Here is a 26,695-nt window from a genome sequence, read left to right on the forward strand (position 1 = left end):
TTCCAATAGCTATAAATAATTAGAGCCACATTATCTAATGTAGCTCTAATAAATCAAGGAAAACTGTTTATTTGTACAGCTATAAAAGTCCGTATCGGATTATAGGAACTCAACAAATTTAGAAAACTCTCTTTCCGGGACTTTCATAGGTGTGCAACCCGGTGTACCTAGATATAAGAAACCAACGATTTCGTCGTCACCTTCTAGACCAAATGCTTGATGAACCTCTGGGTGGAACATCCACTTGCCTGAACGCCAAAAACCTTGGAAACCTTGCGCGACTGCGGCCATTTGCATTGCTTGTGCAGCGCAACCCGCAGACAAATGTTGCTCGAATGCAGGCACTTTGTCGTGTTCAGTCACTTTTGCGATGACAGTGATAACCATAGGTGCTCGAAACGGCGCTTTCTTTACTTTGTCAATGACCGCTTCTTCACTTTCGTCCGCTTCTGCTGCTCGAACTAAAATATCGGAAAGCTTTTGTAGACCTGTACCTTGTGCAATCACAAAGCGCCATGGCGTTAGCGCACCATGGTCAGGAGCTCGTAAACCGGCTTTGATAATATTTTCTAACGCAACACCTTCAGGTGCCGGATCAGAGAGTTTTGCGATTGAGCGTCTGTTGAGCAATAGATCCAAAGCATCCATTTGAAGTCCTTACTAATTTTATTGTTTGTATAGTTGAACTGTAGCACAGATTACAAACGATAATAAATCTCAACATCTGTCCATTTGAAGCATTATTTTAAACGGTAGTGGAAACAACAAAGGCTCCTAAGCCTATGACTTAGGAGCCTTATTTACTTTTCCACTTCAAGCTCGTTTAGCAAGAACATTTAACGAAATTCTAAAGCTTGATAACCCGCTCTACAGCTTGATTGCTAGCTCAACACCTTGGCGAATCGCACGCACAGCATCCAGTTCACCCGCATAATCAGCACCGCCTATCACGTGCAGTTTGCCACCAAATTCTTGCCACATATCTTCAAATGGACGAACAGACACTTGCCCTGCACAAACAACCACCGAATCAGCGTCTAGCACTTGCTGTTTCTTATTGATTTCAATATGCAGCCCTTGATCATCAATTTTTTGGTAACTCACACCGCCTAATAGATTCACACCGCGTTTTTCAAGCGTACGTTTATGAATCCACCCCGTTGTTTTACCAGGACCTTTACCTACGCGACCAGCCTTACGCTGCATCACCCAAACGGTTTTCTCACTGAGAGAGTCTGGGTAAGGGTACAGCCCCCCAGAGTGTTCCATATTTTTATCAATACCCCACTCGTGTAACCAGTCATCCAGGCTATGAGAAGCAGGTTCCGTTAGCATTGTCGCGACATCCACACCAATACCACCCGCTCCAACTATTGCCACTTTATCGCCTAAAGTTGTTTTTTCACGAATGAGCGTTTGGTAATCAACAACATTGCTTTGTTCAATACCTTCAATATCTAGCTTTCTTGGCTCAACCCCTGCTGCCATCACGACTTCGTCGTATTTAAGCAGCATTTCGAATGTGGCTTCCGTGTCTAATTTAAGATTGACCCCTGATGCGTCAATTTGATTAGCAAAATAACGAATCGTTTCTCTAAACTCTTCTTTCCCAGGGATTTGCATAGCTAATCTGAATTGACCGCCGATACGGTCATTTTTCTCTAGTAGGTCAACGTCGTGTCCACGTTGTGCAAGGGTCGTCGCACAAGCAAGCCCTGCAGGACCCGCCCCCACAACCGCTACTTTTTTCTTCGTCACCGCAGGTTGAACCACAATTTCTGTTTCATAACATGCTCTAGGGTTCACAAGACAACTGGCTCTTTTCCCCTTGAACACATTATCAAGACAAGCTTGGTTACAACCAATACAGGTGTTGATGAATTTAGCTTGATCTTGGGCTGCTTTGTTAACGAAATCTGGATCGGCTAGGAATGGCCGCGCCATTGACACCATATCAGCTTGCCCAGAACTCAAAATTCTTTCTGCATCTTCTGGTGTATTAATTCGGTTACAAGTCACCACCGGAATCGAGACATGCGGTTTCACTTTCTCCGTTACCCAAGAGAAAGCACTTCTAGGAACTTGAGTGGCAATTGTAGGCACGCGTGCTTCATGCCAGCCAATACCAGTATTAATAATCGTAACGCCCGCTTCTTCTAATTTTTTAGCCAGCAATACAACATCATCAAAAGTGCTGCCTTGTTCAACCAAATCAAGCATCGATAATCGGAAGATGATGATGAAATCTTGCCCTACGGCCTCACGGATTGTTTTTACGATTTCAAGAGGGAAACGCATGCGCTTTTCATAAGAGCCCCCCCATTCGTCGTAACGCATATTGGTTCGCTTACAGATGAATTGGTTAATCAAGTAACCCTCTGAACCCATGATTTCCACGCCGTCATAGCCCGCAAGTTGTGCCAGTTCAGCACTGTTTGCAAAAGCATCAATCGTTTTTCTAATTTGACGAGGGCTCATTTCACTAGGAGCAAACTTGGCTATCGGCGCTTTAATACCAGAAGCACTTTGAGCAAAGGGATGCATCGCATAACGACCAGCGTGTAAGATCTGTAGTGCGATTTTCCCATCATGCTTATGTACAGCATCAGTCACAACTTTATGAGCTTTGGCGTGCTTAGGTTTACTAAACTCCGCACTGAATGGGTGAAGCCTGCCTCGTAAGTTCGGGGAGAAGCCTCCCGTAACGATAAGCCCTACACCACCTCTTGCTCTTTCTTCATAAAAAGCGGCGAGTTTATGCAAACCTTCTTTATTTTCTTCTAATCCGGTATGCATTGATCCCATCAATACGCGATTACGTAATTGAGTGAATCCGAGATCTAATGGTTCGAGCAAATGTGGGTACATGGCAGACATCACTTATTTTATTATCTTTGTGGTCAGACCAGAATATTACCCAAAAACCAAAATATCAAACACCTGTTTACAATTATGTAACACCGATCATAATGCGCAGCTAAATGAACGCCGATAAGAACGCTAAAAATCACCACGTTACGTTAAGCAACCTACACTTAATGAGTTGTTAAATTGTGTTACTTAACTGAGAATTTATATCAATTACCTGTATTGACCAGCGAATACTCGATGAAAGATAGTTTGGTTGATAGAATTAACGTAGGATATTAAGCAGTTAATATTATTAAGATTACCTGTATAGCCGAATCAATAAAGCCGTAATCTTGCTGTGGAGACAGAATGAAAAAAATATTCAAATTTATTAGCATGATCTTCAAAGGAATATGGAAGCTCATCACTTTTATTCGTTTAGCGTTAGCTAACATTTTCTTTTTACTGAGTATTGCACTGATTTATTTTGTGTATTTTTACTCAACCCCGACGCAGCCAACGGTTCAGCAACAATCTGCTCTAGTACTTAACCTTTCAGGTCCCATTGTCGAACAAAGTCGCTACATGAACCCTGTCGACTCTTTTACTGGCTCTATCTTTGGTCAAGACTTACCTAAAGAGAATGTGCTTTTTGATATCGTTGAAACCATTCGTTATGCAAAAGACGACGATAACATCACTGGTATTGTGCTTGCCTTGCGTGAATTACCGGAGACAAACCTGACAAAGCTGCGCTATATAGCGAAGGCATTAAATGAGTTTAAAGCCTCTGGTAAGCCTATCTATGCGGTTGGCGATTTCTATAATCAAAGCCAATATTATTTAGCCAGTTATGCGACAAAAATCTTCATGTCACCTGATGGTGGGGTGATGCTAAAAGGCTACAGTGCTTACTCCCTTTTCTATAAAACGTTCTTAGAAAAACTGGACGTGAACACACACGTATTCCGAGTTGGCACTTATAAATCAGCCATCGAACCTTTCATCCGTGACGATATGTCAGATGAAGCGAAGCAATCAGCTTCTCGTTGGTTAGGTCAATTATGGGGAGCATATGTCGATGATGTTGCCAATAACCGCCAAATATCCGCGGACACTCTCAACCCAAGCATGGATTCTTTCCTCGAAGATCTAAAATCAGTAGATGGTAATATTGCTGATCTTGCAAAAAAACTGGGGCTTGTCGATCAACTATCAACTCGTCAACAAGTTAGACTTGAACTAGCAGACGTTTTCGGCAGTGACGGGGAAGATAGCTATAACGCATTTGGTTACTATGAATATCAAACGACTATGCTGCCTAAAATGGACACAGCAGAAAGTGATGTTGCAGTTGTAGTGGCGAGTGGCGCGATTATGGATGGTCGCCAACCACGTGGCACAGTTGGTGGTGACACTACCGCTTCTTTGCTTCGCCAAGCTCGTAACGACGACAAAGTAAAAGCGGTGGTATTGCGTGTAGACAGCCCTGGTGGAAGTGCTTTTGCATCTGAAGTGATTCGCAATGAAATTGATGCGATTCGCGCTACCGGTAAACCCGTTGTAGTTTCTATGTCGAGCCTAGCCGCTTCTGGTGGTTACTGGATCTCTATGGGTGCGGATCAAATCGTCGCTCAACCGACTACCTTGACTGGCTCTATTGGTATCTTTAGCGTTATTACTACATTTGAGAAAGGCTTAAATAACTTAGGCGTGTACACCGATGGTGTTGGCACATCTCCTTTCTCAGGTCTAGGAGTGACAACGGGGCTTTCAGATGGTGCTAAAGATGCTTTCCAAATGGGCATTGAAAATGGCTACCACCGCTTTATTAGCCTAGTCAGTGACAACCGTGGGATTGAACTGGCGGAAGTTGATAAGGTTGCCCAAGGCCGAGTTTGGACCGGTCAAGACGCACTTCAATTCGGACTCGTAGATAAAATGGGCGATTTTGATGATGCGATTAGTATTGCAGCTGAACTTGCAGAACTAGAAAACTACAATATCTACTGGGTAGAAGAGCCGTTATCTCCAACCCAGCAATTCATCCAAGAGTTCATGAACCAAGTTAAAGTCTCTATTGGGCTTGATATACAATCTCTGGTTCCTAGCAGTTTACAGCCAGTTACCCAACAATTAGTGCAAGATAGTCAACTATTAGACAGCTTTAACGATCCTCAAGGACGTTATGCTTTCTGCTTAAACTGCCAAGTTCAATAAGCGCGACTCTTCTTTCATTCAATATAAGTTATGACGAGAGGTACCTCTGTGTGAGGTACCTCTTTTTATTACATCATAATTCGCTATAATCGCCGCCCTGTTCCCCATATAACACTAAGTAATTATCACTATGCCAAGAAAACATATCTACATCGCCTATACTGGCGGCACTATCGGTATGCAAAAATCTGACGACCATGGCTATGTACCTGTCGCTGGCTTTATGGATAAACAACTGGCAAGCATGCCTGAATTTCATCGTTCTGAAATGCCTGAGTACACCATTCATGAATACTCACCATTGATGGACTCTTCAGATATGACGCCGTTAGACTGGCAAACTATTGCTGATGATATTCGTAAAAACTACGATAATTACGACGGCTTCGTTATCTTGCATGGCACAGACACCATGGCATATACCGCTTCTGCGCTTTCTTTCATGCTAGAAAACCTCGGTAAGCCAGTTATCGTCACGGGCTCTCAAATTCCACTTGCTGAATTACGTTCAGATGGACAAGCGAATCTGCTTAATGCTTTGCACCTTGCCGCGAATTACCCAATCAATGAAGTGACATTATTCTTCAATAATAAATTGATGCGAGGAAACCGCAGTACTAAATCTCATGCCGATGGGTTTAACGCTTTTACGTCACCAAACCTTTCACCATTACTTGAAGCGGGTATTAATATCCAACTAGGTAATAATGTGGTGGTGGATCAAAAGCCTGAAGGAGAATTCCGAGTACATAACATCACACCACAGCCAATTGGTGTAATAACCATGTATCCAGGCATCTCACATGAAGTGATTCGCAACACCTTACTTCAACCCGTAAACGCAATGATCTTGCTTACTTTTGGTGTGGGTAATGCCCCACAAAATCAAGAACTACTTCGGCACTTAAAAGATGCTTCAGAGCGAGGTGTTATTGTGGTGAACCTAACTCAGTGTTTGGCGGGTAAAGTCAATATGGGTGGCTACGCGACGGGTTGTGCACTAGCGGAATCAGGTGTTGTCAGTGGCTACGATATGACACCAGAAGCGGCACTGGCTAAGTTACATTACCTGTTGAGCCAAAACTTAAGCTACGAAGAAGTGAAAGCTCAAATGCAACAAGTATTACGTGGCGAAATGAGCTTATAAAGAGCCTACAAAGTGAATGACATAAAGCTCTAAGTCATTTTCTTGCTCAAGATAAAAGGCAGGTTATCATGAATAACCAGCCTTTTTACATAAAAACCACTGTCTTTCCTCTAAATTATATAGATCGCAATGTGCATATATAAAATAGACCGAAGAAACAGATATTAATCGTTTGGATTCACTCTAACGATATCTTGCTGCTCAGCATGAAATTGCTTTTTTAGTTCAGACTTTGACTTAAAGCTAATATCACCACCTGCTGCCACTGTCATATGCTGAGCATCTACATTATGCTTAGACTGGTAAAGCATGACAGCTTGCATACATGAATCACGCTGTTCTTGTGAAAGCACAGTGCCTTCAGGCCACTTCCCGGTTTCAACGGCATAAGTTAAACGTTCGTATACATCTGGCGTCATCGCGCTCAGGAGTTGTTCTGAATTCATGGAATGCCTTTTTCGTTACATTATTCACCAGAAAGTAACCTCTGGGTAATTTGAGTCAAGAAGAAGCTAATAAATAAGTGTATTTGATCACAAGTGAAGGATTATGAGAATTTTAAAATGGCTAAGCTTAGCCGTAGCGCCTGTGATTTTATCTGGGTGTCTAGAAGGTAATAAAAATACCGATCAACTTTGTGAAAGCCATGAAGGTTTGCAATGTTCAGAGCTCAACATGAACGACGGGCAATGCCGCATTCCTCGAACCGATTTAATATGGCACCGATTTGAAGTTTTAAAGCAGCCGACAGATGCTCACAAAGTAAAAGAATACACATTAGTTGCCGCCTATAGAAAATGTCTCGAGCTTGCTTCTCAGCTTGAACCTATCGATCAATCCGCTTTAAAACAGCGCCGATTCTCTGCTTTGATGCACAGTATTGGTGAGCTTGACCGTATTGTCGATGAGTTATCAGATTCGAAAGAGCCTGAAACCTTGTATTTCCTTTGGTCTCAAACAGGTAATACTGATGCAAGACGTAGCTTTCTTCAGCTTGAAGGCACTAAAGCATTAAACACAGCAGAGATGCAGTATGCGCTGGCAACCTTTTATACTACGCGGGATTACCCAAAAACCATTGCACTATTAAAGAATGCATTGGTTCTCTCTAATGGAAAAAAGGTCAATACTGAAATATTCAAATCTCTCGCCAGTGTTAACCACCGTCTTGGTAATTTAGAAAAGGCATATATGTGGGCAATGGTGGCGAAACGGTTTGAAGTACCCATTGCATCACAGGCAGAACTTTCAGTGATGTATCGCTTTAATGCTGAGAAGTACCAAGAATTGAACGATATCGCGGACATAATAGAAGACGCGATTCAAGAAGGGATGTTTAAAGCTTCACTTGTTCCAACCAAATGGGATAAGCAAAGCTAATATTTATACATTTTTGAAAAAATCAAACAAGAGCGGTGACTTATTCACCGCTTTTTTCATTTTTGTTGAAAATTAACGACACTGAGTTTACACAAAACCTTTCACCTGTTGTTTGTGGTCCATCAGGAAAAACGTGACCTAGATGGCTATCGCATGCTGCACATCTAATCTCAATACGCTTCATACCGTGACTTAGATCTTCAATATAACGTACTGATGTATCATTAATAGGAGCGTCGAAGCTTGGCCAGCCGCACCCCGAATCATATTTATTGTCAGACAAAAAGAGCGAAGCACTACAACACGTGCAACTATAAATGCCAGTTTCATGATTATGCAGTAACTTTCCTGTGTACGGAGCCTCAGTACCGCGCAATCTGCACACTTCAAACTCACTATCAGTAAGGCGTTCACGCCAGTATTCATCAGGCTTCATCGTATTTCCTCTCACGTTTTTCACGTTAATATCTCTCTACATTAACTCTTATTATATTTACTTTTTTCTATAAAAACTTGCATCTATCTCGTTTTGTAGCACATACTTCCTTCCCGAGATACATTGTACATATACACTCATAAGTGAATCGTCATTTAGAGGTATTTTACCCAACTGGAAGCACACAGAACCACCTGCATCGGTCAAATTTCAATCGTTTACATGTAATTGTTAAGAAAAGCGTCGCTTTTTTTTGACTTTAAACAAGTTAAGACGGATTATCTATTGCAGATGTATACTGGATTCTGTAATTTTACTACCAGTTATCTTTAATCAGAAATTAAGTTGTGGAGCAACTACAATGACTATCAAAGTAGGTATTAATGGTTTTGGCCGTATCGGTCGTTTCGTATTCCGTGCAGCGCAAGAGCGCAATGACATCGAAGTTGTTGGTATCAACGACCTTATCGATGTTGAATACATGGCTTACATGCTTAAGTACGACTCAACTCACGGCCGTTTCAACGGTACTGTTGAAGTTGAAGGCGGTAACCTAATCGTTAACGGTAAAACTGTACGTGTTACAGCTGAGCGTAACCCAGAAGATCTTAAGTGGGATGCTATCGAAGTAGACGTAGTTGCTGAAGCAACTGGTCTTTTCCTAACTGACGAGACTGCACGTAAGCACATCACTGCTGGTGCTAAGAAAGTTGTTCTTACTGGTCCTTCTAAAGACGCAACTCCAATGTTCGTTATGGGCGTAAACGATTCAACTTACGCTGGTCAAGACATCGTTTCTAACGCTTCTTGTACTACTAACTGTCTAGCGCCTGTAGCTAAAGTTCTTAACGACAAGTTCGGTATCGAATCTGGTCTTATGACTACAGTTCACGCTACTACAGCAACTCAAAAAACTGTAGATGGTCCTTCTGCTAAAGACTGGCGCGGTGGCCGTGGTGCTTCTCAAAACATCATCCCATCTTCTACTGGTGCTGCAAAAGCTGTAGGCGTAGTTCTTCCAGAACTAAACGGCCTTCTAACTGGTATGGCTTTCCGCGTACCAACTGCTAACGTTTCTGTAGTTGACCTAACAGTTAACCTAAAAACTGCTGCATCTTACGAAGCAATCTGTGCTGCTATGAAAGAAGCATCTGAAGGCGAGCTTAAAGGTGTTCTAGGTTACACTGAAGACCAAGTTGTATCACAAGATTTCATCGGTGAAGTTCAAACTTCAGTATTCGATGCTAAAGCTGGTGTTGCACTAACTGACAAATTCGTTAAAGTTGTATCTTGGTACGACAACGAAATCGGTTACTCAAACAAAGTTCTTGACCTAGTTGCTCACATCTCTAAGTAATTATTACTTAGTGAACTAACTTCGGTTAGTCGCAATTAGCAGTACTTGTCTTGAGACAATAGATATTAAAAGGCGACTCTTGAGTCGCCTTTTTTGTATCCAAAATTTGAGTTTAACGTCTAAAACTCTAAATAAGATTCAAATATTGTCACGATAGATAGGAAGAAACCTCCCTAGACAGCTTAACGTAAGCCAATATCTGAATCTTATTTATCCATGAGGGTATCGTAATGAATTTATCAAACTTACCGGCTTTAAGTGTTCTTTCTGACAACATTACTATTGTTGAAAAAGATGGCGTAAAACTTGTCAGAGTTATTCATGACAAAGCAACGGCTGCTATCTCATTACATGGTGGTCACGTTGTATCTTTTAAGCCTACTGATCAAGAAGACCTAATTTGGATGAGCCAACAAGCTAACTTTGATGGTAAAGCAGCTTTACGTGGTGGCGTACCAGTTTGTTGGCCTTGGTTTGGTCGAGTAGCCGCACCTGCACACGGTTTTGCACGATCTAGTCAATGGCGAATTGTTGAACATCGTGAAAGTGAAAATGGTGTCATTGTGAGCCTTGGACTTGAACCTAATGAAGAAACATTAGCTATTTGGCCACATCAATTTGAAGCTCGTTTGAACGTCGAAATATCAGAAGAGTTAGTGATCACTCTTGATGTTAAAAACACAGATAATAAGGCATGGCTATTCTCTGGAGCTCTACACACTTATCTAAACGTTGGTGATATTCACAAAACAGTGACAACAGGTATGGGGCCTGAATACATTGATGGATTGCAAGACGCTAAAGTTTGCCAAGGTGAACCAAGCTTAGTCTTAACTGATTCGATTGATCGTGTTTACACTCAACCTGAAGAGAACATTTTAGTTAAAGATGAAGTGCTAAACCGCACTATCACCGTTCACAACAAAGGACATAATTCCGCTGTACTTTGGAACCCATGGGTAGAAGGTGCTGCAAGTATGGGTGATATGCAAGACGACGGTTACCTCACCATGCTTTGTGTTGAATCCACTTTGCACGCTCCAAGCATTGAGACCGGCAAAGAACTGTCACCAGGTGAAAGCCACCAGCTAGTTACAAGGATCTCTGCTCAAGCATAAAGCTTGCACTATTTATAGATAACTCCTTGCTTAATCAATAACCTCGATAACGATTTAAGCGTCGGAATATAATGCAGCTTTAGGGCTGCATTTACTTTCTTATTCGAAAATACCCGCCTAGACTCATATCTATTGAACAAATCTCGTTCATTGGGAAATTTTCTTCCTAGTTTCTCTTTCTTATATTGTTAGTGTTTTCTAATTAATGACTAAATCATTAATTATTATCAATCAATGCTGTTTTATAAGTTTGTATTATAAAAAATATGATAGAGAATGATCTATAAACCAACCCGCTACACCTCTATGAATACAGGATAGTTAGTTCATGTTCAAAAAATACAAAAATCAAAGCGTTGGCTTCCAACTCAAATTGGTTATTTTGCTTTGTTTGCTTGTCGCATTTGGTTCCATAGCCACACTCGTATATCGAAACGCATCCCAAGTATTACTGGATAACACGCTTAGAGAGCACCAATCCAAAGTAGAAGCAATGGCGAAAACCATATCAGGTCAGTTTGATGCCTATTTACATACTTCAAAGGTTTTAGAATCGACATTCCGAAATGGATACTTAGCTGGTATTTATGTTGAAGACTACGAAGTTGAATTTAATGGTCACAACATTCTAAATATGACTCAGTATGGGGAAAGCTTAATTAATGATACGAAGCTTGTAGACAGCTTTACTCGTGATACAGGTGCTGTAGCCACTTTATTTGCCCCTTTTGGTGACGACTTTATTCGAGTATCTACATCCCTAAAAGATCCATCTGGCAATCGAGTTGTTGGCGCTTCATTAGGTAAAAGTCACCCTGGCTATAACAAAATCAAGAACGGGCAGCCTTATTACGCCCAGGTGACTTTATTTGGCCAAAGATACATTACTTATTACTCTCCTTTGGTCAGCGCGAACGGTAAGGTTAATGGCATTTCTTTCATTGGTTTGCCTGTAGAAGATGCAACACAGAGTCTATTTGATTCTTTGCGATCTGTTTCTTGGGGTGAAACTGGCTACACGATTATTGTCGATAATGATAAAGACAACCAAGGTAAATATCTTCTACACCCAACTAACGCTGATGGTAAAAAGTCCATTATTGATGTTGCAGATTACGAAGGAAATAAGCCTTTCTATCAACTATTTGAACAGGCTTCAGGATTAATCCGATACCCATTTGCCTATCAAAATACTGTTGGTGAGAAATACCTCGTGTATACAGAGGTACCGGGCTGGAATTGGAAGTTGCTTGGTGGAACCTTCATCAAAGAGGTGACCAAAGGCAGCGACGAATTACTAAAACTCATCGCATTTATCGCAACCTTAATTGCAATTTCAACGATTGTTGTCCTAACGGTATTCTTAAACAGAACTCTAACGCCATTGACCACCCTTAATGGTTATATGATGCGTTTAGGAAAAGGGGAAGTCAGCCTTAAAATTCCTCATTCCGGTCAGCAGACCAAAAATGAAATCAGCAATTTAAACAATGGAGTAGCGGCAATGGCTACTCAGCTAAATACGCTGGTTGGGGAAATACGAGACACCAGTGATCAAGTACAGGTAGGTTCTAGCAGTGTCTCTCAAGATGCAAGCCATAACTTAACTCAGTCAGATCGCCAACAAGAACAGGTTGAACAAGTTGTAACTGCAATCGAAGAGATGGCAACGTCTGCAGAATCTGTCGCACAGCAAGTCGGTACGATTGCAGACAATGTGCGCTTAGCTAACGACGATAGCCAACAAGGCTTAGAGGTTGTCGAAGGTGTTTGTATTGATGTTGCACAACTCAACGACCAACTAGATAAGTCTGCTTCTGCAATTGAACAAGTGAGTTCAGACAGTGAAAGCATACAAACCGTTACCAAGATGATTGATGACATTGCTGAACAAACTAACTTACTTGCACTCAATGCCGCGATTGAAGCAGCCCGAGCTGGCGAACAAGGTCGTGGTTTTGCCGTGGTTGCTGATGAAGTAAGGACACTCGCTCACCGAACTCAAACATCGGTTAAAGACGTAGTAAGTATCATCGAAAAACTCAAAGCATCAACAAGTAATGCCGTAAGTTTGATGACACAAAGCCAAGAGAACGCCAATCAAGTGCTCGATAAAGCACAAGGTGCTGGATCCGCTCTTGAATCCATTGCCTCTCAGGTTCAATCGATTGCAGCACAAGCCGAAACGATTGCTGCAACATCTGAAGAGCAAGCACAAGTGTCCCAAGAGATTGCATCTAACGCGCACTCAATCAGTGATTTGAATCAGCAAAGTCGTGCCACAAGTGCTAAAACTTCACAAAGTGCCGATGAACTGAAAAAACAAGCAGAGTCACTTAAACATCAAGTCGATTTCTTTAACTAGACATTCATTGCCTTAGGCAAAGATAGCTGTAGATAAAGATGGCTTTAGGGAAACATAAAGTCTATAAATCAATCCTTAGAGCCAGCGATCCGTTGGCTCTATATTCATCCCCCACTCTTTTGTTACGCTAGCGAACCGATCAGCTTCCTGTTAAAATTTTCGACTTAAAATTTCTAGTTCGAGTTCGTAATGACTTATCAATGCCCTTTATGCCACCAGCCTCTTTCTCAAAAAGAGCGTACTTTTTCATGTGATAAGAATCACCAGTTTGATTTGGCTAAAGAAGGCTACGTAAATTTAATGCCAGCTCACCATAAACGTTCAAAAGATCCAGGTGATAACAAAGAGATGATGCAAGCTCGCCGTCGCTTTCTTGAAGGCGGACATTACGATCCTATGCGTCAAGCTGTGGCGAAACTGTGTACCCAACACTTATCTCAATCGACTCCTACGTTACTCGACATAGGCTGTGGCGAAGGCTATTACACAAACGAAGTCGCCTTACAGTTAATAAATAAACCTCAAGAAGCATCAGAAAGCCAACAGGAAATCGCTCAAACTTACGGCTTGGACATTTCAAAGGTGGCCATTAAATATGCGGCAAAACGCTATGATTCATGCTCATTTTCTGTAGCTTCAAGTCACCGCCTTCCTTTTTCAGATAAAAGCTTAGGTGCAGTACTTCGCATTTATGCACCGTGTAAAGCTGAAGAGCTACATCGAACCATTGTAGATGATGGCGTTGTCATCACCGTCACACCTGCTGGTCGACATTTATATCAGCTACGAGATGAAATCTATGATGGTGTAAGAATGCATGATGAAACTGCAGAAAAGATTGCTGGTTTTGAGCTTTCCCACCAAGAACAACTAAACTATATGATGGATCTAACCGGTTCAGAGGCATTTGATTTATTACAGATGACACCTTTTGCGTGGAAAGCAACAGAGCAGTTCAAACAACAGCTGATGGCTTCTGAGCAATTCAAGTGTGAAGCCGATTTCATGCTAAGGGTGTATCGCAAAGTCTAACTTGCTGCCGATATCAAAAGTATCATCTAACCCTTGGTGATATTAGTTATCATTTGCATTGAATAAAAACCTTGCCTCCTTTAGTATGCTCGTTCATCAAGGAGGCATTTTTATGCAACGTATTATTCTTCTCATCACAACTGTTTTACTTACTGCTTGTGCAAGCCAACCCTCGGATAGAGATTCTCAAGCTGTTTTAACCTATTATGATTACCAACTCGCAAGCCCATCAGGTCAGGCTATTTCACTCAACCAACTTCCTGACGAGCTAAGTCAAGCGGATGTAATCCTTATAGGCGAATGGCACACTCATTCAGGTGTACATCGCTTCCAAACTGATTTACTAAAGTCTCTTTCAAACAACAATCCGAATATTGCTGTCTCTATGGAGCAATTCACTCGAAACCACCAAGGGATTTTGAATGCCTACCTAGTAGGAGAGATTGGCGAACAAACATTAATGTCCAAAGCTGCGGCCTGGCCAAATTACGAAAGTGATTACCGCCCACTGGTTGAACTAGCAAAAGCAAACCGTCTAGACATTATCGCCTCTAACGCCCCTAAACCAGTGGTTCAATGTATAGGGCGCCAAGGTCTTGGATACTTAGATTCATTAGATGATCAAGAGCGAGCTTTCTTAGCAAAAGACATTGATACCTCAGGTAGCCCATATAAAGATAAATTTATGGCATCGCTGCATCATGGTTCTCCAGAGCAAACGGAGAAACAATACGCTGCGCAGATAGCATGGGATGAAACTATGGCTGAATCAATTGTTAACTACCTATCCAGTAACCCAGATAAGTCTATTGTTCATATAGCGGGTAAGTTTCATACTGAAGGTGGGCTTGGTACTGCTGCATCGATCTTGAAGAGGTCTCCAGACTTAAAGGTGATCGTCATTACACCTGTGTCTGAACTAACAATGGACTCTGTAGACTATCAATTACAGGTTCTTGATCCACCAACTCGCTTTGTTAAGCCAGAAAATCGGATGCTGGCATATAAAAAGCTGGCTGGACGCAGTAAAGGTCTGTCATGTAATTGATTCTAAGCTGGGCTTTGTTCCTTAACTTTGGGCTAGCTCCTTTAGCTCTGGAGTAATTCCTTTAACTTGAACTAGTTCCTTTAACTCGAGCCAGTTACTTTAACTTGAATTACTGCTGTAACCCGAATAGCTATAGATGTATCGGCACGAGAATTGCTTGAGTAAAAAACAATCACAAAGCTGAAAATTTACACAAGTTTTTCACTCGCTAGCCGATACACTTTGTAGGGCATGTAAAGGGAGAGCCACATGACACCTGTAGGATCGAGTACGACTCAAGTATATTCGCCACAACAATTGAAAGCGCAAAGCACAACCAATGCAGCTTCTGAAGCGTCTCCAATAAAGGTTGAACAGAATAAAGTTACCCTTTCTGAAGAAGGGAAGGCACTTCTGGCTGCACTACAAGAAATAGATAAGGAAGCCAAAGTAGATAAAGCGGCTAACGAGTCTGTTGGGGACAAAGTTGAATCTTTTGCTCATGGAGCTCTGGGGATGGATCACCCGGATAAAATTGAAGAAGAAGATGATGGCTCTTATTCAGCAGGGCAATACCTGTCCGCTGCGGCAACAGTTGGCGGGATATTACTCGCGATACTGTAGTATTTGTGCATCACCATACACATATACCCATCACATCAAACATCACCTCCTGATGAAATTTTTATCGTCTTGATAAAATAGTCGATTTGTTCCCTACAATACGTTCACGAGATACTTCTAGGATCGTACTTATGGAATAAAACTCGTGAAAAACTCATTCTCGCTTATTGATAAGCCAACATTTTTTGGTGCTATTGCACTCCTGCTCACGATCGTCTTTCCACTAATTATGTTCCCAACTCAGGGCGCAGAATGGATTGCCGTCGCTAAAATTTTCATGACTGACAAACTCGGTTTTCTTTACCTAGCATTAGGCTTATCCGCTTGTGCTTTTATGGTTTACGTTGTTTTCAGTGATATGGGACAAATCAAACTGGGTGAACCAGATGAACAACCAGAATTTGCCACAGCTTCATGGGCTGCAATGCTATTTTGTGGGGGTATTGGAGCCAGTATTCTTTACTGGGGCTGCATTGAGTGGGCCTACTATTATCAATCACCACCATTTCAATTAGAACCAGGAAGTGAAGAAGCCGTTCGTTGGGCCGCGACTTATGGTCTGTTCCACTGGGGTCCAATTGCTTGGTCTATCTACCTAATCCCTGCAATACCTATCGCATACTTCTTTTATGTTCGTAAGCAGCCAGTATTGAAAGTTTCAAGTGCGCTAATGCCAGTTCTAGGAGAAAAACGCAGTAAAGGCGGCATTGGTAAACTGGTCGATGTTTTCTTCATATTTGGATTACTAGGCGGAGCCGCAACAACTTTAGGCCTTGCAGCTCCACTGATCAGCGAAGGTTTGAATGCCCTCTTTGGTATGCCACAAAATACCTTAACTCAAGCATTAGTTTTGCTGGTTTGTACTGGTATTTTTGCTTATTCCTCTTACGCGGGTTTAGAGAAAGGCATAAAAATCCTCAGCAATATTAATTTCTGGGGTGCCATGGGATTACTGACGTTTGTTCTGGTTGCCGGACCTACAATTTTCATGCTCGAAACCGGGTTAGATTCTATCGGCCGATTACTCTCTAACTTCTTCGTCATGGCAACATGGGCAGAACCATTTGGTGGCTATGGCACCTTTGAAAACACTCACTTTCCACAAGATTGGACTATTTTCTATTGGGCATGGTGGCTAGTATTTGCACCTAGTATGGGCTTATTTGTAGCACGCATATCTCGCGGAAGAACAATCAAACAAATGGTCTCAGGTTCGATTTTCTTTGGTTCTCTAGGCTGTTTTCTATTCTTTATGATTTTGGGTAACTACGGTCTTTCATTACAACTTTCAGGCCAGTTAGATGTAGTCAGTATTTTAAATAATGAAGGGGCAACTAAGGCAATTTTCTCTATGTTGGGAGAATTACCGATGAGCACTTTAGTTATTGCTGTATTTACCGTGCTTTGTATTATTTTTACCGCGACAACTTTTGACTCTATCTCTTACATTTTGGCTTCTGTTGTACAGAATAACGTTACCGAAGAGCCTATGCGTTGGAACCGTATGTTCTGGGCATTCACACTTTCATTCTTACCAACAGTGTTGATGTTCTTAGGTGGATTAAGCACATTGCAAACTGCCGCCATTGTTGGTGGGTTACCGCTGCTTGTTATCTCGGTAATGCTAATGATCTCAGCCGTACGTGCAACCAGCTTAGATTTACGCCATCAAGAAGATTACATTGAACCTACGATCAATATTGAAGAACTGCCAGACATGGATCCTTGGTCTTCAGAAGGGATGGCTCTCGCTAAATTCGAGAAGGTTAGAGATTTGGCGCAAGAAGCCGCAGAAAATGAACGTGAAGCGTACCAACAACTAACAGCTATCAAGAAAAAAATCCGCTCTTATGTTTTGGAACAGAGTGAAGACGTTCAAGTTCACGAACTTCCTTTAGAACTGCAACAAGAATTAGAACTTGCAGAAAGCAATTTGACAGCTGCGCAAGAAAATAAAATTGAGTTATCTGATCAAGCTCAGAACGCTCGAATCGAGTTTAACCAGGTGGTAGCAGCTCTGTCTCCGGTTTAACCTTAGCCATAACAGTCCAAGTCAATTGGATACACTCTTAAATAACAAAGGCTCACATCTGTGAGCCTTTTTTTGTTTCTTTGTCTTTATACATTCTAATATCGAATGTGAAATTAAGCACGATTTGGATGATTAAGAATGTGGTCTTCCCAATCTACAACATCAATTTCATACACCACTTTATTACGCACACTTTCACCAGCAGCATGCATGGCTGATTTAGAGCCAGTGATCAACGGATGCCATTCAGGAATTGGGTTGTTTTCTGATAATAAACGGTAAGCACAAGTGTCAGGTAGCCAATGAAATTCATCAATTTTATCGCGTGTTAATTTCAAACACTCTTCACCTGAAGTAAATCGATTCGGGTAGTCTTTGCAAGAGCAAGTTTTGTCATTCAACCAACTACAAGCAACATTGGTGTAATAAACGTCATCGCTATCTTCATCCATAAGTTTATGCAGACAACACTTACCGCATCCGTCACACAGTGATTCCCACTCTTGTTCCGTCATTTTATCTAGTGTTTTTTCTTGCCAAAATGGATTACTCATTGGATTACTTCTTACTCTTTTACTGGGATGCGTGTTATACCGCTAGCCCATACAAAGTTCAAGGATAAAAATCACTCATCATTACTGCTTGCTTGAGTATTTTTTGCTACTATCGCGCACCTTTATTAATAAATGAGTCAAGTGATGGATTGTCGTCTAGGTTGTGGCGCTTGCTGTATCGCCCCAAGTATCAGTAGTAGCTTCCCTTTGCACCCTAATGGAAAACAAGCCGGAGAACGCTGCAAACAACTTAATACCGATAATCTTTGCAAATTATTTGGCAAACCCGAGCGCCCTCCTGTGTGCCATGACTTTAAAGCAGCTGAATGGGTATGCGGTACTAGCTCACTCGAAGCTATCACTATCATCACTGACTTAGAAACCTGCACTCAGTAGTCATGAAACATAACCAAACTTTAATAACAGAGTCGTATTCCACTCTACGGCTCTAGTTTTATCTAAAACATAATGATTTTATAAATCTCGTCACATCTTCGCCTTCACGTCACAAATGGTCACACTGCACATCATTTGATTAAGTTATAGTTCATGTACTATTCATTAGATCCTCTAACACATGAACTCATCAAATCCATTCAATATCATTCTTGTAGAAGATGACTTAGAACTCGCAGAGTTAATTCAAGATTTTCTACAAAACTATGAATTTACCATCGAGATTGTCAGTGATGGCATTACCGCTGTGAACGAGATTCTGTCAAAACAACCGGACTTAGTCATTCTCGACATCATGCTACCAGGGCAAAGTGGAATGGTTGTGTGTCGCTCTATTCGTTCGAATTATCACGGTATGATCTTAATGCAAACAGCACTCGATGATGACATAGACCAAGTCATGGGGCTGGAACTTGGTGCCGATGACTATATTGTGAAAAAGATAAAACCCCGTCTTTTGCTATCAAGAATTAGAGCCCTGCTTCGTCGCCATGATAGGAACACACTCGATAACGACAAAGACCAATTACAGTTTGGACCTCTTGCTATCAACTTACAGCACCGTGCTGTCACTTTAAACCAGCAACCTGTAAAACTCACCACATCAGAGTTTGAACTTCTTTACTTACTGGCTCAGAACGTAGGGCAAGTTGTCTCTCGTGATGATATTGCTCAGCATATTCGGGGGTTTGAATACGACGGGCTCGATCGTTCTATCGACAGGCGAATTTCACGTTTACGCCGCACGCTCAATGATGACCCGAACGAACCAGACCTCATTAAAACCATTCGAGGAGTTGGATACCAGTTATGCGCCACCACATTTGAGGCATCGGTATGATTAGAGCATTTTCAATTCTTTGGCTTGCCGTCTTTATCCCTATAGCATTACTACTATTTCCTACGGCAATTAATCCAGTACAGCACGTAACTGAATATTTCTCTGAAGGTTTTTACAAGAAAGTCTACACCGTTAACTTCGAGATGCTCACAGAAAAGCTCTCGAACTATCCGCAGGATAAATGGCAACCTGTGATAAAAAAATATGAGACTCATTTTGGCTACCCTTTAAAACTGCAACCTATGAGTACATACCAATCGAATAGACAATCTTACGATGCTATTCAAGGTGGGGAAATTACCTTCTTATTCGGCGACCCAATGGCATTGGTCCAAAGAGTAGGCAAAAGTGATCAAGTCATTTATTTCGCCCTCAACGAATCAACAGAGTTGGCAGTGCTAAACCAAGCTAAAGGAACGCTATTTCTAGCAGCTGAAGATTTACGCAACCACCCACAAAGCCAATGGGTGCAGATTATTGAAAACACGAACACTCAGATTCCATTTAGGATCAGCTTAAAAAAAGACGATAAACTCCCACCAGAAGCGAAAGAAGCTCTCACGAATAAACCTAGGAAAATCATCAGCTATACCAGTACTAATGGGCAGATTGAATTGCTTGCCCCTGTTATAGACAATGTTTGGCTTCATATAGAAGATGATCTCTCTCACCTTACGCAGATAAAACTTATTGCAACGGTCTGTGCCTTCTTTGTGTTCTTCATTTCGATTGCGATGGTGATGTGGGTATACCCATTATGGCGTGATTTAAAACGGCTAGTGAAGACAGCAAACGACTTCGGTCAAGGTTTACTTTCTAAACGAGCAAGCACCACCAAAATGTCTGTGATATCTCAACTTAGTGATTCATTTAATAAGATGGCTGACAACATTGAAAAGCTGATCGCCAGCCAACGTGAACTCACAAATGCGGTGGCACATGACTTAAGAACACCACTTTATCGGCTTCGATTTGCGTTAGAAATGATAGAAGACGACCAAATAGCAGAGGAACAAAAAGAAAAATATCGAAAAACTGTTCATTCGAGCATTGAAGATCTAGATCATCTCATTAATCAAAACCTTCTCCTCTCTCGTTATACCCGAGTAGCCGATATTAGCCATTTTTCTGAATGTTGTTTTGCCGAGCAATTACTTGATGAGATCGAGCAATTTAAGCTGGAACACCCTGAACTAGAAACACGTTTTTATTGCTCACCTGACCTTAAAGAACGATCTCTATTCATTGATAATAAAGGACTAATGAGAGCCATTAAAAACCTGCTCACGAACGCGAGTCGTTTTGCTCAATCAGAGATAAACGTTTCTTTTAAGATCGAAGAGCAACAATATAAAATTATTATTGAAGACGATGGTTGTGGTGTGCCCGTCGAACAATCAAAGTACATATTCGAACCTTTTTCTCAGCTTGAAAACCAAGAACGGGGGAGTGATAAAGGGCATGGATTGGGGTTAGCTATCGTTAAACAAATCATGAATTGGCATAATGGGTCTGCAACAGTAGATACATCGGCTTCTCAAGGCGCGTGCTTTGTACTCTCTTGGCCAACGAGTTTAAATAGGCAACCCAAATGATAGTTCGAGTAATGTGACCAACTTGGACACAAACCGTCTATAAAACACCAACGACTTATAACTAGTGTGAATGTTAATTTTACGTGGCTTTAGATTAGTCACTTATAGGGAATTAACATGAAGATCTTCACTCGTCTCAACACTCTTTTACTCAGTTCAATGTGTAGTTTCGTTACCCATAACTGTTTTGCTCAACCTGATAATTTCACTCCAGGCTTAAGCGGGAGCATTAGCCTGAATGTTGGCGTGAGCCAAAGCCAATCACAAAGTAGCACGCATGACGACAACGCGATTACGCCTAATCTAACCAACAATGGTAAACAAACAGAGCAAGTATTACCCTTCATTTTAGGGCGATTACAATACAGCTTTGGGGATACTTTACTCTTTCTAGGGAACAGTGAAGACCAAATTGCAGAAGCCCAGTTCCAAGCCGAATTAGGGCTTTCTCAAAAACTAAGCAAAAATACTATTCTCACAGCCGCACTATTTGGAAACGCACCCAGCATGGACGAGGTATGGCAAGATCCTTACCTTACTAGTCAAAAGCGAGTTTCAACAGAGCAAACCGTTAGAGGTGCACGTGTAGCCTTTGATTTAAATGTTCTGATACCTATAAAAATAAAATATGCTTTTGCACAAAGTAAAGTTGACCACGATAACATCGGAGTTTCTCAGGGGCTTTCGATTGCAGAAGCTAATTTATTAGGCAGAAAGAGTGATTACCACCGATTTGGAACAGAAGTAACCTTACCACTAGCTCGAAGTTTCGTCCTTTCCCCTGCTTTCTATTACACAATGAGAGACGCTCAAGGCGAGGCAAAAAGTTTTGATGAATTAAGCGCTCAACTTTCCATCTTATTTTCTAAATCAAGGCACAACCTCATTACCACAGTTAGAACCAGCCAAGCTGAGTTCGACTCTCAGAACCCCGTATTCGATCTCAAACAAGATTACGACTCATTGGGTATCTTTTCTGTGTATAGCTACCACAGTCCTTTTAATTGGAAAAATACCCAGATACACGTCATGGCGGGCTACCAACAACGTGATTCCGACATCGAATTCTATGATACCGACTCCACCTTTCTCTCCTCCGGTATGAGCTACAACTTCTAATTTCAAGGATCAAAAATGTCTAACTTATTTAAAGTGATGTTTCTATCTTCAGCGTTATTTCTATCAGCCTGCAGTGTGGATGATGTTACTGACGCTGATAAATACACAAAACCCACAGTGAATGCTGGTGCTGACCAACTTCATACACTTCCCGTACACACAATTACTTTGAGTGGCTCAGCAAAAACCTACCCAAAACATGTTTACGAGATTAAAACCATTAGATGGACTCAACTTTCAGGTCCCCAACAATTAACTGTACTCAATTCCGATTCATTAAACGCAACTCTCATTAATCCAACAGTTGCCGGTACCTACATTTTTGAGCTCTATGTTAAAGACAGTGCCCGAAGAACAAACACTGACCGAGTTACAGTAATCCTACACGAACAAGCTCAGATGACTTCAGCTAGAATGAGTGCAGGGTTCCATGACGACTATGATGAGATTTGGCATTCAGTTGCTGAAAACTATACGGCATACGACCAAATAGAAGATAAATGGCATGAGATATACCAGCCATATAAAATCAAAGCCGATAATATCGATACCAAAAAAGAGTGGCTGAAGTTAGTACAAGAGATGCTTCTTGAAGTAAAGGATGCTCGATTAGTCATCAATCCATTCGTTCACTCTCAATCATTAGCCCGCGATCAACCATTAGCCCACCCTAAACAAGTGAAGCAAACTCCCAAAGGTTTTGAAACATTGTATTTACGCTGGGAAACGAATAACAATATTGGACTAATAACGTTTAACGATTTAAGTTCAGTAAATCTAAAGCAGCTAAACAAAGAAATTAATCAAGCGCTGATAGGGCTAAAAGATACCCATGAACTTTGGTTGGGTTTTCCTGAAAAGGGACAAATTAATGAGCAAGTTGCCCTACAGCTAATGATGTTATTCACTCACAAAGCTACTCACATATATTTAGATGCACAAGCTGATGATATAAGTGAGTTGCTCATCAGCAGTAACCCGCTCCTTCCGCAATCAATAGTACGAATGAAAAAGGCGCACAGCCATCAGGCAGTAAAAGTGATCGAGGAATATTTGTTAACCCAAGAACTTGGGGTACCGGAGTTTATCTTTAATCAAAAGTATGTCGTTACAGCTATTTATTTATAACTAGAAACACAGCTCAAAAACAAAAAAAGCCGCTAACTCATTAGCGGCTTTTTTTATATTTTGTGACGACCTAATAACGAGTGTGAAAGCGTAGTGCCATCTACAAGTTCTAGCTCACCGCCCACAGGAACCCCATGAGCAATTCGGCTAGCATTAACCTCGTGAGCATTACACAGCTCAGCGATATAATGCGCTGTGGCTTCACCTTCAACCGTTGGGTTGGTCGCCAAAATGACTTCCGTGATATCACCACGGCGCAGTCGGTAATCCAGCGTATCTAACCCTATGTCACTTGGTCCAATTCCATCTAATGGAGATAAATGCCCCATTAAAACAAAGTAGCGACCTGAATATTGACCTGTTGCTTCAATAGCAGCGATATCTGCAGGGCTTTCGACCACACAGATTTGACCGTTATCTTGCCTTTTCGGGTTAGTACAAATATGACAGATTTCTTCTTCAGTAAAAGTTCGGCATTCACTACAGTGGCCGATCTCTGTCATCGCTTGGCTTAGTGCATCCGCAAGTTGCAGACCACCTTTTCTATCGCGCTGTAACAAATGAAAGGCCATACGCTGTGCCGACTTGGGACCAACCCCAGGTAGACAACGTAAGGCCTCCATCAAATGCTCCAGCATATGACTGGTACGCATTAATAAATCGCTCTAAATTAAATCACTTGCGATTTAGAATGGCATTTTCATACCTGGTGGTAATTGCATACCGCCAGTTACGCCAGCCATTTTTTCTTTTTGAGTTTCTTCAACACGTCGAGCTGCATCGTTGAAAGCCGCTGCGATAAGATCTTCAAGCATCTCTTTATCGTCTTCCATTAGGCTTTCATCAATTTCAACACGGCGAACACTGTGACTACCAGTGATCGTAACTTTTACAAGGCCAGCACCAGACTCACCTGTAATTTCCATATTTGCGATTTCTTCTTGAAGCTTTTGCATGCGATCTTGCATTTGCTGGGCTTGCTTCATCAAGTTGCCCATACCACCTTTACCAAACATGATAATCTCTCTGGTTAATTGGTTATAAATATAAATAAGCTATGAGGCTTAAATGGGGGATGAATACAGACTATTCAACCCCAGTAAGTGACTTAAAACAGCGAATATATGAGTTGTCTTAATAACGAGTGAGTTACATCACGCTAAATCGGTCGAACACTGTCGCGATCAAGCTCTGCTGCAAAACGTTTCTCAATAAATTGAACATTTGCATCATTCTCTAAACTTGAGAATGCGTGTTGTAGCTTCCCTTGATACAGGCGCTCTCGTAATTCTAGTGGGGTTTCCCCCTTCTCTCCAATTTCTACACTCAAATGGCACTCTTCGCCAAGGGCTGTGTTAAGAGCTTGAAGCAACTCGCTCTGAGCTCTATCGGTATTCAAGTGCGCTTGATTCGCTCGAAGGGTTAACGTAACAGACGTACCGTTTTGCTCATACACAGAGTTTAACGCGAGCTGCTCTACAAGCTTTGCGGTATCAAGCTTCTTAATCGTCGCTGACCATTCATCTTGCTCTACAGACTCATTAAACAATTTCTCGACCATTTCTGGTGTTTTGATGTGTTCTAACGCTCGCTTTATCTGAGTAGGTGTTAACTCTTTAGAAACTTCTTTCACTACAGGCTTAGAAGGCTTCCAACGATAAGGCTCATTCGCATCGTCTTTTCCTGGAACTGTAGATTGAGATATTGGCGACACCCGATCAGAGCTACCATGTTGCTGAGCAACACGATCTAATACTGAAGATTTAACTGGTGCCGCTTTAGCCTTTTTTGGCGCTGCGCCTTTGCTTTCCGTTGTTGCATTGCCTCTGCGTTGAGAACGCAGTTGGTGGCGTAAACCACTCACTGGCGATGAAGAGCGCGCTGGTTGTTCTTGTTGCGTCGGTTCAGTGCTTGCCTGTTGGGGCTGGCTCTGATTCGTCGCTTGATTCTGCTGTGGTGGCATTTGCTGAGCCGTTGGACTCATATGTTGCTCCGCACCGTAGCTAGAACGTTCGTTATAAGCAGGTGGCGCATCATACTGGCTGTGCGGGTAATCCTGTTCTGAATAACCATGGTTGCCTGAATGATCAGCGTAACCTTGTGAATCTGCATATTGTGCTGGATTCTGCTGTTGTATAGGCTGCTGCGGAGCAGGAGCTTGTTGCTGCACTTGAGGCTGTGAAACCGTAGGAGCCTGAGTGGGCTGTCTCGGATCGACCATTGACGCAGGTTGACTCACAGGCTGAGCAACGTTTTGAGCTGGAGCCAGTCCTTGAACTGCTGTCGCTGGGCTAGTCGAGATAACCGTCGCACTAACTTGCTCTGCAGGTCTGAATGCCATCATACGAAGAACAATCATCTCAATACCAACACGAGCAGTCGGTGACAAAGGCAAATCTTCACGCCCTTTCAAGGCAATTTGATAATACAGCTGAATATCTTGAGGGCTCAGAGCTCGGCTCAGCAGCTCTAGTTTTTCAGCATCAGGCAGCGCTTTATCTAAGGTCGAAGGCAGCGCTTGGTACATAGCGATTCTATGTAACTGAGTAGACAGTTGATTGAGTAACCCATCCCACTCAATGCCATTTTCAGCCAAGTTTTGGATACTATCCATAGCCAACTGCGGCTGCTTGCTGCTGATTGCTTCCAATAAATGAATAGCTTGATCAGTATCTAGAGTTCCCAACATATGAGAAACCCTATCCGCTGTTACGCTACCATTACCCAAAGCAATCGCTTGGTCAGTCAGGCTTAAAGCATCACGCATACTGCCATCAGCTGCATGCGCAATCATACCAAGTGCACGAGCGTCAGAATCAACACTTTCTTCAGCAAGGATATGATCTAACTGCTCGTGGATATTATCAACGCTAATTGGCTTCAGGTGGAATTGAAGGCAGCGTGACAAAATAGTCACAGGCAATTTTTGTGGATCAGTGGTCGCCAGAAGAAACTTCACATACTCCGGTGGCTCTTCCAATGTTTTTAATAATGCATTGAAACTATGCCTTGAGAGCATGTGAACTTCATCAATCAGGTAAACCTTAAAGCGACCACGTGCAGGTTTATATTGAACGTTGTCTAGCAGTTCACGGGTATCTTCAACCTTGGTACGTGACGCAGCATCAATCTCGAGCAAATCGACAAACCGTCCTTCGTCGATTTCTTTACAGGTAGAACACTCCCCACAAGGTGTTGATGTGATCCCTGTTTCGCAATTTAGCCCTTTGGCAAACAAACGCCCTATGGTTGTTTTACCGACACCACGAGTCCCACTAAATAAGTAAGCGTGATGTAATCGGTTTTGGCTAAGTGCATTCTCTAATGCAGTTAAAACATGGGCTTGACCAACTACTTCTTTAAATTTAGTTGGTCGCCATTTTCGCGCTAAGGCAAGATAACTCATGAATAATT

The 26,695-nt window shown here is 41.9% G+C and carries 23 protein-coding genes; 15 read left to right on the top strand and 8 right to left on the bottom strand.

The window, feature by feature from the left end:
- Positions 1–99: 99 nt before the first annotated feature.
- Positions 100–648 (bottom strand): NAD(P)H nitroreductase, encoded by a 549-nt coding sequence (locus tag OCU78_RS09925; protein WP_137374675.1) that lies wholly within the window; start codon positions 646–648, stop codon positions 100–102.
- 219 nt (positions 649–867) lie between these two features.
- The gene (locus OCU78_RS09930) at positions 868–2,877 is read right to left on the bottom strand and encodes an NADPH-dependent 2,4-dienoyl-CoA reductase (RefSeq protein WP_167494067.1); all 2,010 of its coding nucleotides are present in this window, start codon (positions 2,875–2,877) and stop codon (positions 868–870) included.
- 342 nt (positions 2,878–3,219) lie between these two features.
- Here OCU78_RS09930 and sppA point away from each other — a divergent pair, with 342 nt between their 5' ends.
- Positions 3,220–5,070: a signal peptide peptidase SppA gene (gene sppA, locus OCU78_RS09935; RefSeq protein WP_137374676.1), complete on the top strand. Its 1,851-nt coding sequence runs from the start codon at positions 3,220–3,222 to the stop codon at positions 5,068–5,070.
- Between the two features lie 130 nt (positions 5,071–5,200).
- Complete coding sequence (gene ansA, locus OCU78_RS09940; RefSeq protein ID WP_137374677.1) at positions 5,201–6,217, top strand: asparaginase; 1,017 nt, start codon at positions 5,201–5,203, stop codon at positions 6,215–6,217.
- Between the two features lie 164 nt (positions 6,218–6,381).
- On the opposite strand, the gene OCU78_RS09945 is transcribed toward ansA, so the two are convergent.
- On the bottom strand, positions 6,382–6,663 hold the full coding sequence (locus tag OCU78_RS09945) for a YeaC family protein (RefSeq protein ID WP_137374678.1): 282 nt from the start codon (positions 6,661–6,663) through the stop codon (positions 6,382–6,384).
- Between the two features lie 103 nt (positions 6,664–6,766).
- On the opposite strand from OCU78_RS09945, the gene OCU78_RS09950 reads away from it, so the two are divergent.
- Entirely contained in the window at positions 6,767–7,597 is an 831-nt protein-coding gene (locus OCU78_RS09950; protein ID WP_137374679.1) for a DUF2989 domain-containing protein, read from the top strand.
- A 40-nt stretch (positions 7,598–7,637) separates the two neighbouring features.
- On the opposite strand, the gene msrB is transcribed toward OCU78_RS09950, so the two are convergent.
- Positions 7,638–8,033 (bottom strand): peptide-methionine (R)-S-oxide reductase MsrB, encoded by a 396-nt coding sequence (gene msrB, locus OCU78_RS09955; RefSeq protein WP_137374680.1) that lies wholly within the window; start codon positions 8,031–8,033, stop codon positions 7,638–7,640.
- A 361-nt stretch (positions 8,034–8,394) separates the two neighbouring features.
- Here msrB and gap point away from each other — a divergent pair, with 361 nt between their 5' ends.
- The 7 genes from gap (at position 8,395) to OCU78_RS09990 (ending at position 17,588) form a co-directional block, all read left to right on the top strand.
- Positions 8,395–9,390: a type I glyceraldehyde-3-phosphate dehydrogenase gene (gene gap, locus OCU78_RS09960; RefSeq protein WP_137374681.1), complete on the top strand. Its 996-nt coding sequence runs from the start codon at positions 8,395–8,397 to the stop codon at positions 9,388–9,390.
- 230 nt (positions 9,391–9,620) lie between these two features.
- Positions 9,621–10,508 (top strand): D-hexose-6-phosphate mutarotase, encoded by an 888-nt coding sequence (locus OCU78_RS09965; RefSeq protein WP_137374682.1) that lies wholly within the window; start codon positions 9,621–9,623, stop codon positions 10,506–10,508.
- A gap of 328 nt (positions 10,509–10,836) precedes the next feature.
- A complete protein-coding gene (locus OCU78_RS09970) occupies positions 10,837–12,873 on the top strand; it encodes a methyl-accepting chemotaxis protein (protein ID WP_137374683.1) in 2,037 nt (678 codons plus the stop codon).
- 189 nt (positions 12,874–13,062) lie between these two features.
- Positions 13,063–13,905, top strand: a complete 843-nt coding sequence (gene rlmA / locus OCU78_RS09975; RefSeq protein ID WP_137374684.1) for a 23S rRNA (guanine(745)-N(1))-methyltransferase — start codon at positions 13,063–13,065, stop codon at positions 13,903–13,905.
- Positions 13,906–14,017: 112 nt separating this feature from the next.
- Positions 14,018–14,953 (top strand): ChaN family lipoprotein, encoded by a 936-nt coding sequence (locus OCU78_RS09980; protein ID WP_137374685.1) that lies wholly within the window; start codon positions 14,018–14,020, stop codon positions 14,951–14,953.
- A gap of 249 nt (positions 14,954–15,202) precedes the next feature.
- Positions 15,203–15,556 (top strand): hypothetical protein, encoded by a 354-nt coding sequence (locus OCU78_RS09985; protein WP_137374686.1) that lies wholly within the window; start codon positions 15,203–15,205, stop codon positions 15,554–15,556.
- 145 nt (positions 15,557–15,701) lie between these two features.
- The gene (locus tag OCU78_RS09990) at positions 15,702–17,588 is read left to right on the top strand and encodes a BCCT family transporter (protein ID WP_137374687.1); all 1,887 of its coding nucleotides are present in this window, start codon (positions 15,702–15,704) and stop codon (positions 17,586–17,588) included.
- Between the two features lie 113 nt (positions 17,589–17,701).
- Here the strand turns inward: OCU78_RS09990 and OCU78_RS09995 are convergent, their stop codons facing one another.
- Positions 17,702–18,142 (bottom strand): YcgN family cysteine cluster protein, encoded by a 441-nt coding sequence (locus OCU78_RS09995; RefSeq protein WP_137374688.1) that lies wholly within the window; start codon positions 18,140–18,142, stop codon positions 17,702–17,704.
- Between the two features lie 144 nt (positions 18,143–18,286).
- Here OCU78_RS09995 and OCU78_RS10000 point away from each other — a divergent pair, with 144 nt between their 5' ends.
- From OCU78_RS10000 to OCU78_RS10020, 5 genes are all read left to right on the top strand, one after another.
- Positions 18,287–18,538: a YkgJ family cysteine cluster protein gene (locus OCU78_RS10000; RefSeq protein ID WP_137374689.1), complete on the top strand. Its 252-nt coding sequence runs from the start codon at positions 18,287–18,289 to the stop codon at positions 18,536–18,538.
- Positions 18,539–18,719: 181 nt separating this feature from the next.
- A complete protein-coding gene (locus OCU78_RS10005; protein WP_137374690.1) occupies positions 18,720–19,439 on the top strand; it encodes a response regulator transcription factor in 720 nt (239 codons plus the stop codon).
- Positions 19,436–21,034, top strand: coding sequence for an ATP-binding protein (locus tag OCU78_RS10010; protein ID WP_137374691.1), 1,599 nt, complete (start codon positions 19,436–19,438; stop codon positions 21,032–21,034). The genes OCU78_RS10005 and OCU78_RS10010 overlap by 4 nt, the downstream gene beginning before the upstream one ends.
- A 117-nt stretch (positions 21,035–21,151) precedes the next feature.
- Complete coding sequence (locus tag OCU78_RS10015; RefSeq protein ID WP_137374692.1) at positions 21,152–22,153, top strand: DUF2860 family protein; 1,002 nt, start codon at positions 21,152–21,154, stop codon at positions 22,151–22,153.
- 15 nt (positions 22,154–22,168) lie between these two features.
- On the top strand, positions 22,169–23,281 hold the full coding sequence (locus OCU78_RS10020; RefSeq protein WP_137374693.1) for a PKD domain-containing protein: 1,113 nt from the start codon (positions 22,169–22,171) through the stop codon (positions 23,279–23,281).
- Between the two features lie 53 nt (positions 23,282–23,334).
- Here OCU78_RS10020 and recR read toward each other — a convergent pair whose 3' ends face one another.
- The 3 genes from recR to dnaX all read right to left on the bottom strand — a co-directional run bounded on the left by recR (position 23,335) and on the right by dnaX (position 26,687).
- On the bottom strand, positions 23,335–23,934 hold the full coding sequence (gene recR, locus OCU78_RS10025; RefSeq protein WP_137374694.1) for a recombination mediator RecR: 600 nt from the start codon (positions 23,932–23,934) through the stop codon (positions 23,335–23,337).
- Positions 23,935–23,967: 33 nt separating this feature from the next.
- Positions 23,968–24,297 carry a YbaB/EbfC family nucleoid-associated protein gene (locus OCU78_RS10030; RefSeq protein ID WP_137357674.1) on the bottom strand — a complete coding sequence of 110 codons (330 nt, stop codon included), beginning with the start codon at positions 24,295–24,297 and terminating at the stop codon, positions 23,968–23,970.
- Between the two features lie 143 nt (positions 24,298–24,440).
- Positions 24,441–26,687: a DNA polymerase III subunit gamma/tau gene (dnaX, locus tag OCU78_RS10035; RefSeq protein WP_137374695.1), complete on the bottom strand. Its 2,247-nt coding sequence runs from the start codon at positions 26,685–26,687 to the stop codon at positions 24,441–24,443.
- Positions 26,688–26,695: the final 8 nt, after the last annotated feature.

Origin of the sequence: Vibrio gallaecicus (genome assembly GCF_024347495.1) — a bacterium.
GTDB classification, from domain to species: domain Bacteria; phylum Pseudomonadota; class Gammaproteobacteria; order Enterobacterales; family Vibrionaceae; genus Vibrio; species Vibrio gallaecicus.

Bases quoted from the DNA above. Each gene is read 5' to 3' on its own strand.
- OCU78_RS09930 (WP_167494067.1), bottom strand. From the start codon at position 2,877: ATGTCTGCCATGTACCCACATTTGCTCGAACCATTAGATCTCGGATTC.
- OCU78_RS09945 (WP_137374678.1), bottom strand. From the start codon at position 6,663: ATGAATTCAGAACAACTCCTGAGCGCGATGACGCCAGATGTATACGAA.
- OCU78_RS09925 (WP_137374675.1), bottom strand. From the start codon at position 648: ATGGATGCTTTGGATCTATTGCTCAACAGACGCTCAATCGCAAAACTC.
- recR (WP_137374694.1), bottom strand. From the start codon at position 23,934: ATGCGTACCAGTCATATGCTGGAGCATTTGATGGAGGCCTTACGTTGT.
- dnaX (WP_137374695.1), bottom strand. From the start codon at position 26,687: ATGAGTTATCTTGCCTTAGCGCGAAAATGGCGACCAACTAAATTTAAA.
- rlmA (WP_137374684.1), top strand. From the start codon at position 13,063: ATGACTTATCAATGCCCTTTATGCCACCAGCCTCTTTCTCAAAAAGAG.
- OCU78_RS10015 (WP_137374692.1), top strand. From the start codon at position 21,152: ATGAAGATCTTCACTCGTCTCAACACTCTTTTACTCAGTTCAATGTGT.
- msrB (WP_137374680.1), bottom strand. From the start codon at position 8,033: ATGAAGCCTGATGAATACTGGCGTGAACGCCTTACTGATAGTGAGTTT.
- OCU78_RS09995 (WP_137374688.1), bottom strand. From the start codon at position 18,142: ATGAGTAATCCATTTTGGCAAGAAAAAACACTAGATAAAATGACGGAA.
- OCU78_RS10010 (WP_137374691.1), top strand. From the start codon at position 19,436: ATGATTAGAGCATTTTCAATTCTTTGGCTTGCCGTCTTTATCCCTATA.
- OCU78_RS09950 (WP_137374679.1), top strand. From the start codon at position 6,767: ATGAGAATTTTAAAATGGCTAAGCTTAGCCGTAGCGCCTGTGATTTTA.
- gap (WP_137374681.1), top strand. From the start codon at position 8,395: ATGACTATCAAAGTAGGTATTAATGGTTTTGGCCGTATCGGTCGTTTC.
- OCU78_RS09985 (WP_137374686.1), top strand. From the start codon at position 15,203: ATGACACCTGTAGGATCGAGTACGACTCAAGTATATTCGCCACAACAA.
- OCU78_RS10020 (WP_137374693.1), top strand. From the start codon at position 22,169: ATGTCTAACTTATTTAAAGTGATGTTTCTATCTTCAGCGTTATTTCTA.
- sppA (WP_137374676.1), top strand. From the start codon at position 3,220: ATGAAAAAAATATTCAAATTTATTAGCATGATCTTCAAAGGAATATGG.
- OCU78_RS10030 (WP_137357674.1), bottom strand. From the start codon at position 24,297: ATGTTTGGTAAAGGTGGTATGGGCAACTTGATGAAGCAAGCCCAGCAA.
- OCU78_RS10005 (WP_137374690.1), top strand. From the start codon at position 18,720: ATGAACTCATCAAATCCATTCAATATCATTCTTGTAGAAGATGACTTA.
- ansA (WP_137374677.1), top strand. From the start codon at position 5,201: ATGCCAAGAAAACATATCTACATCGCCTATACTGGCGGCACTATCGGT.
- OCU78_RS09980 (WP_137374685.1), top strand. From the start codon at position 14,018: ATGCAACGTATTATTCTTCTCATCACAACTGTTTTACTTACTGCTTGT.
- OCU78_RS09970 (WP_137374683.1), top strand. From the start codon at position 10,837: ATGTTCAAAAAATACAAAAATCAAAGCGTTGGCTTCCAACTCAAATTG.
- OCU78_RS09965 (WP_137374682.1), top strand. From the start codon at position 9,621: ATGAATTTATCAAACTTACCGGCTTTAAGTGTTCTTTCTGACAACATT.
- OCU78_RS10000 (WP_137374689.1), top strand. From the start codon at position 18,287: ATGGATTGTCGTCTAGGTTGTGGCGCTTGCTGTATCGCCCCAAGTATC.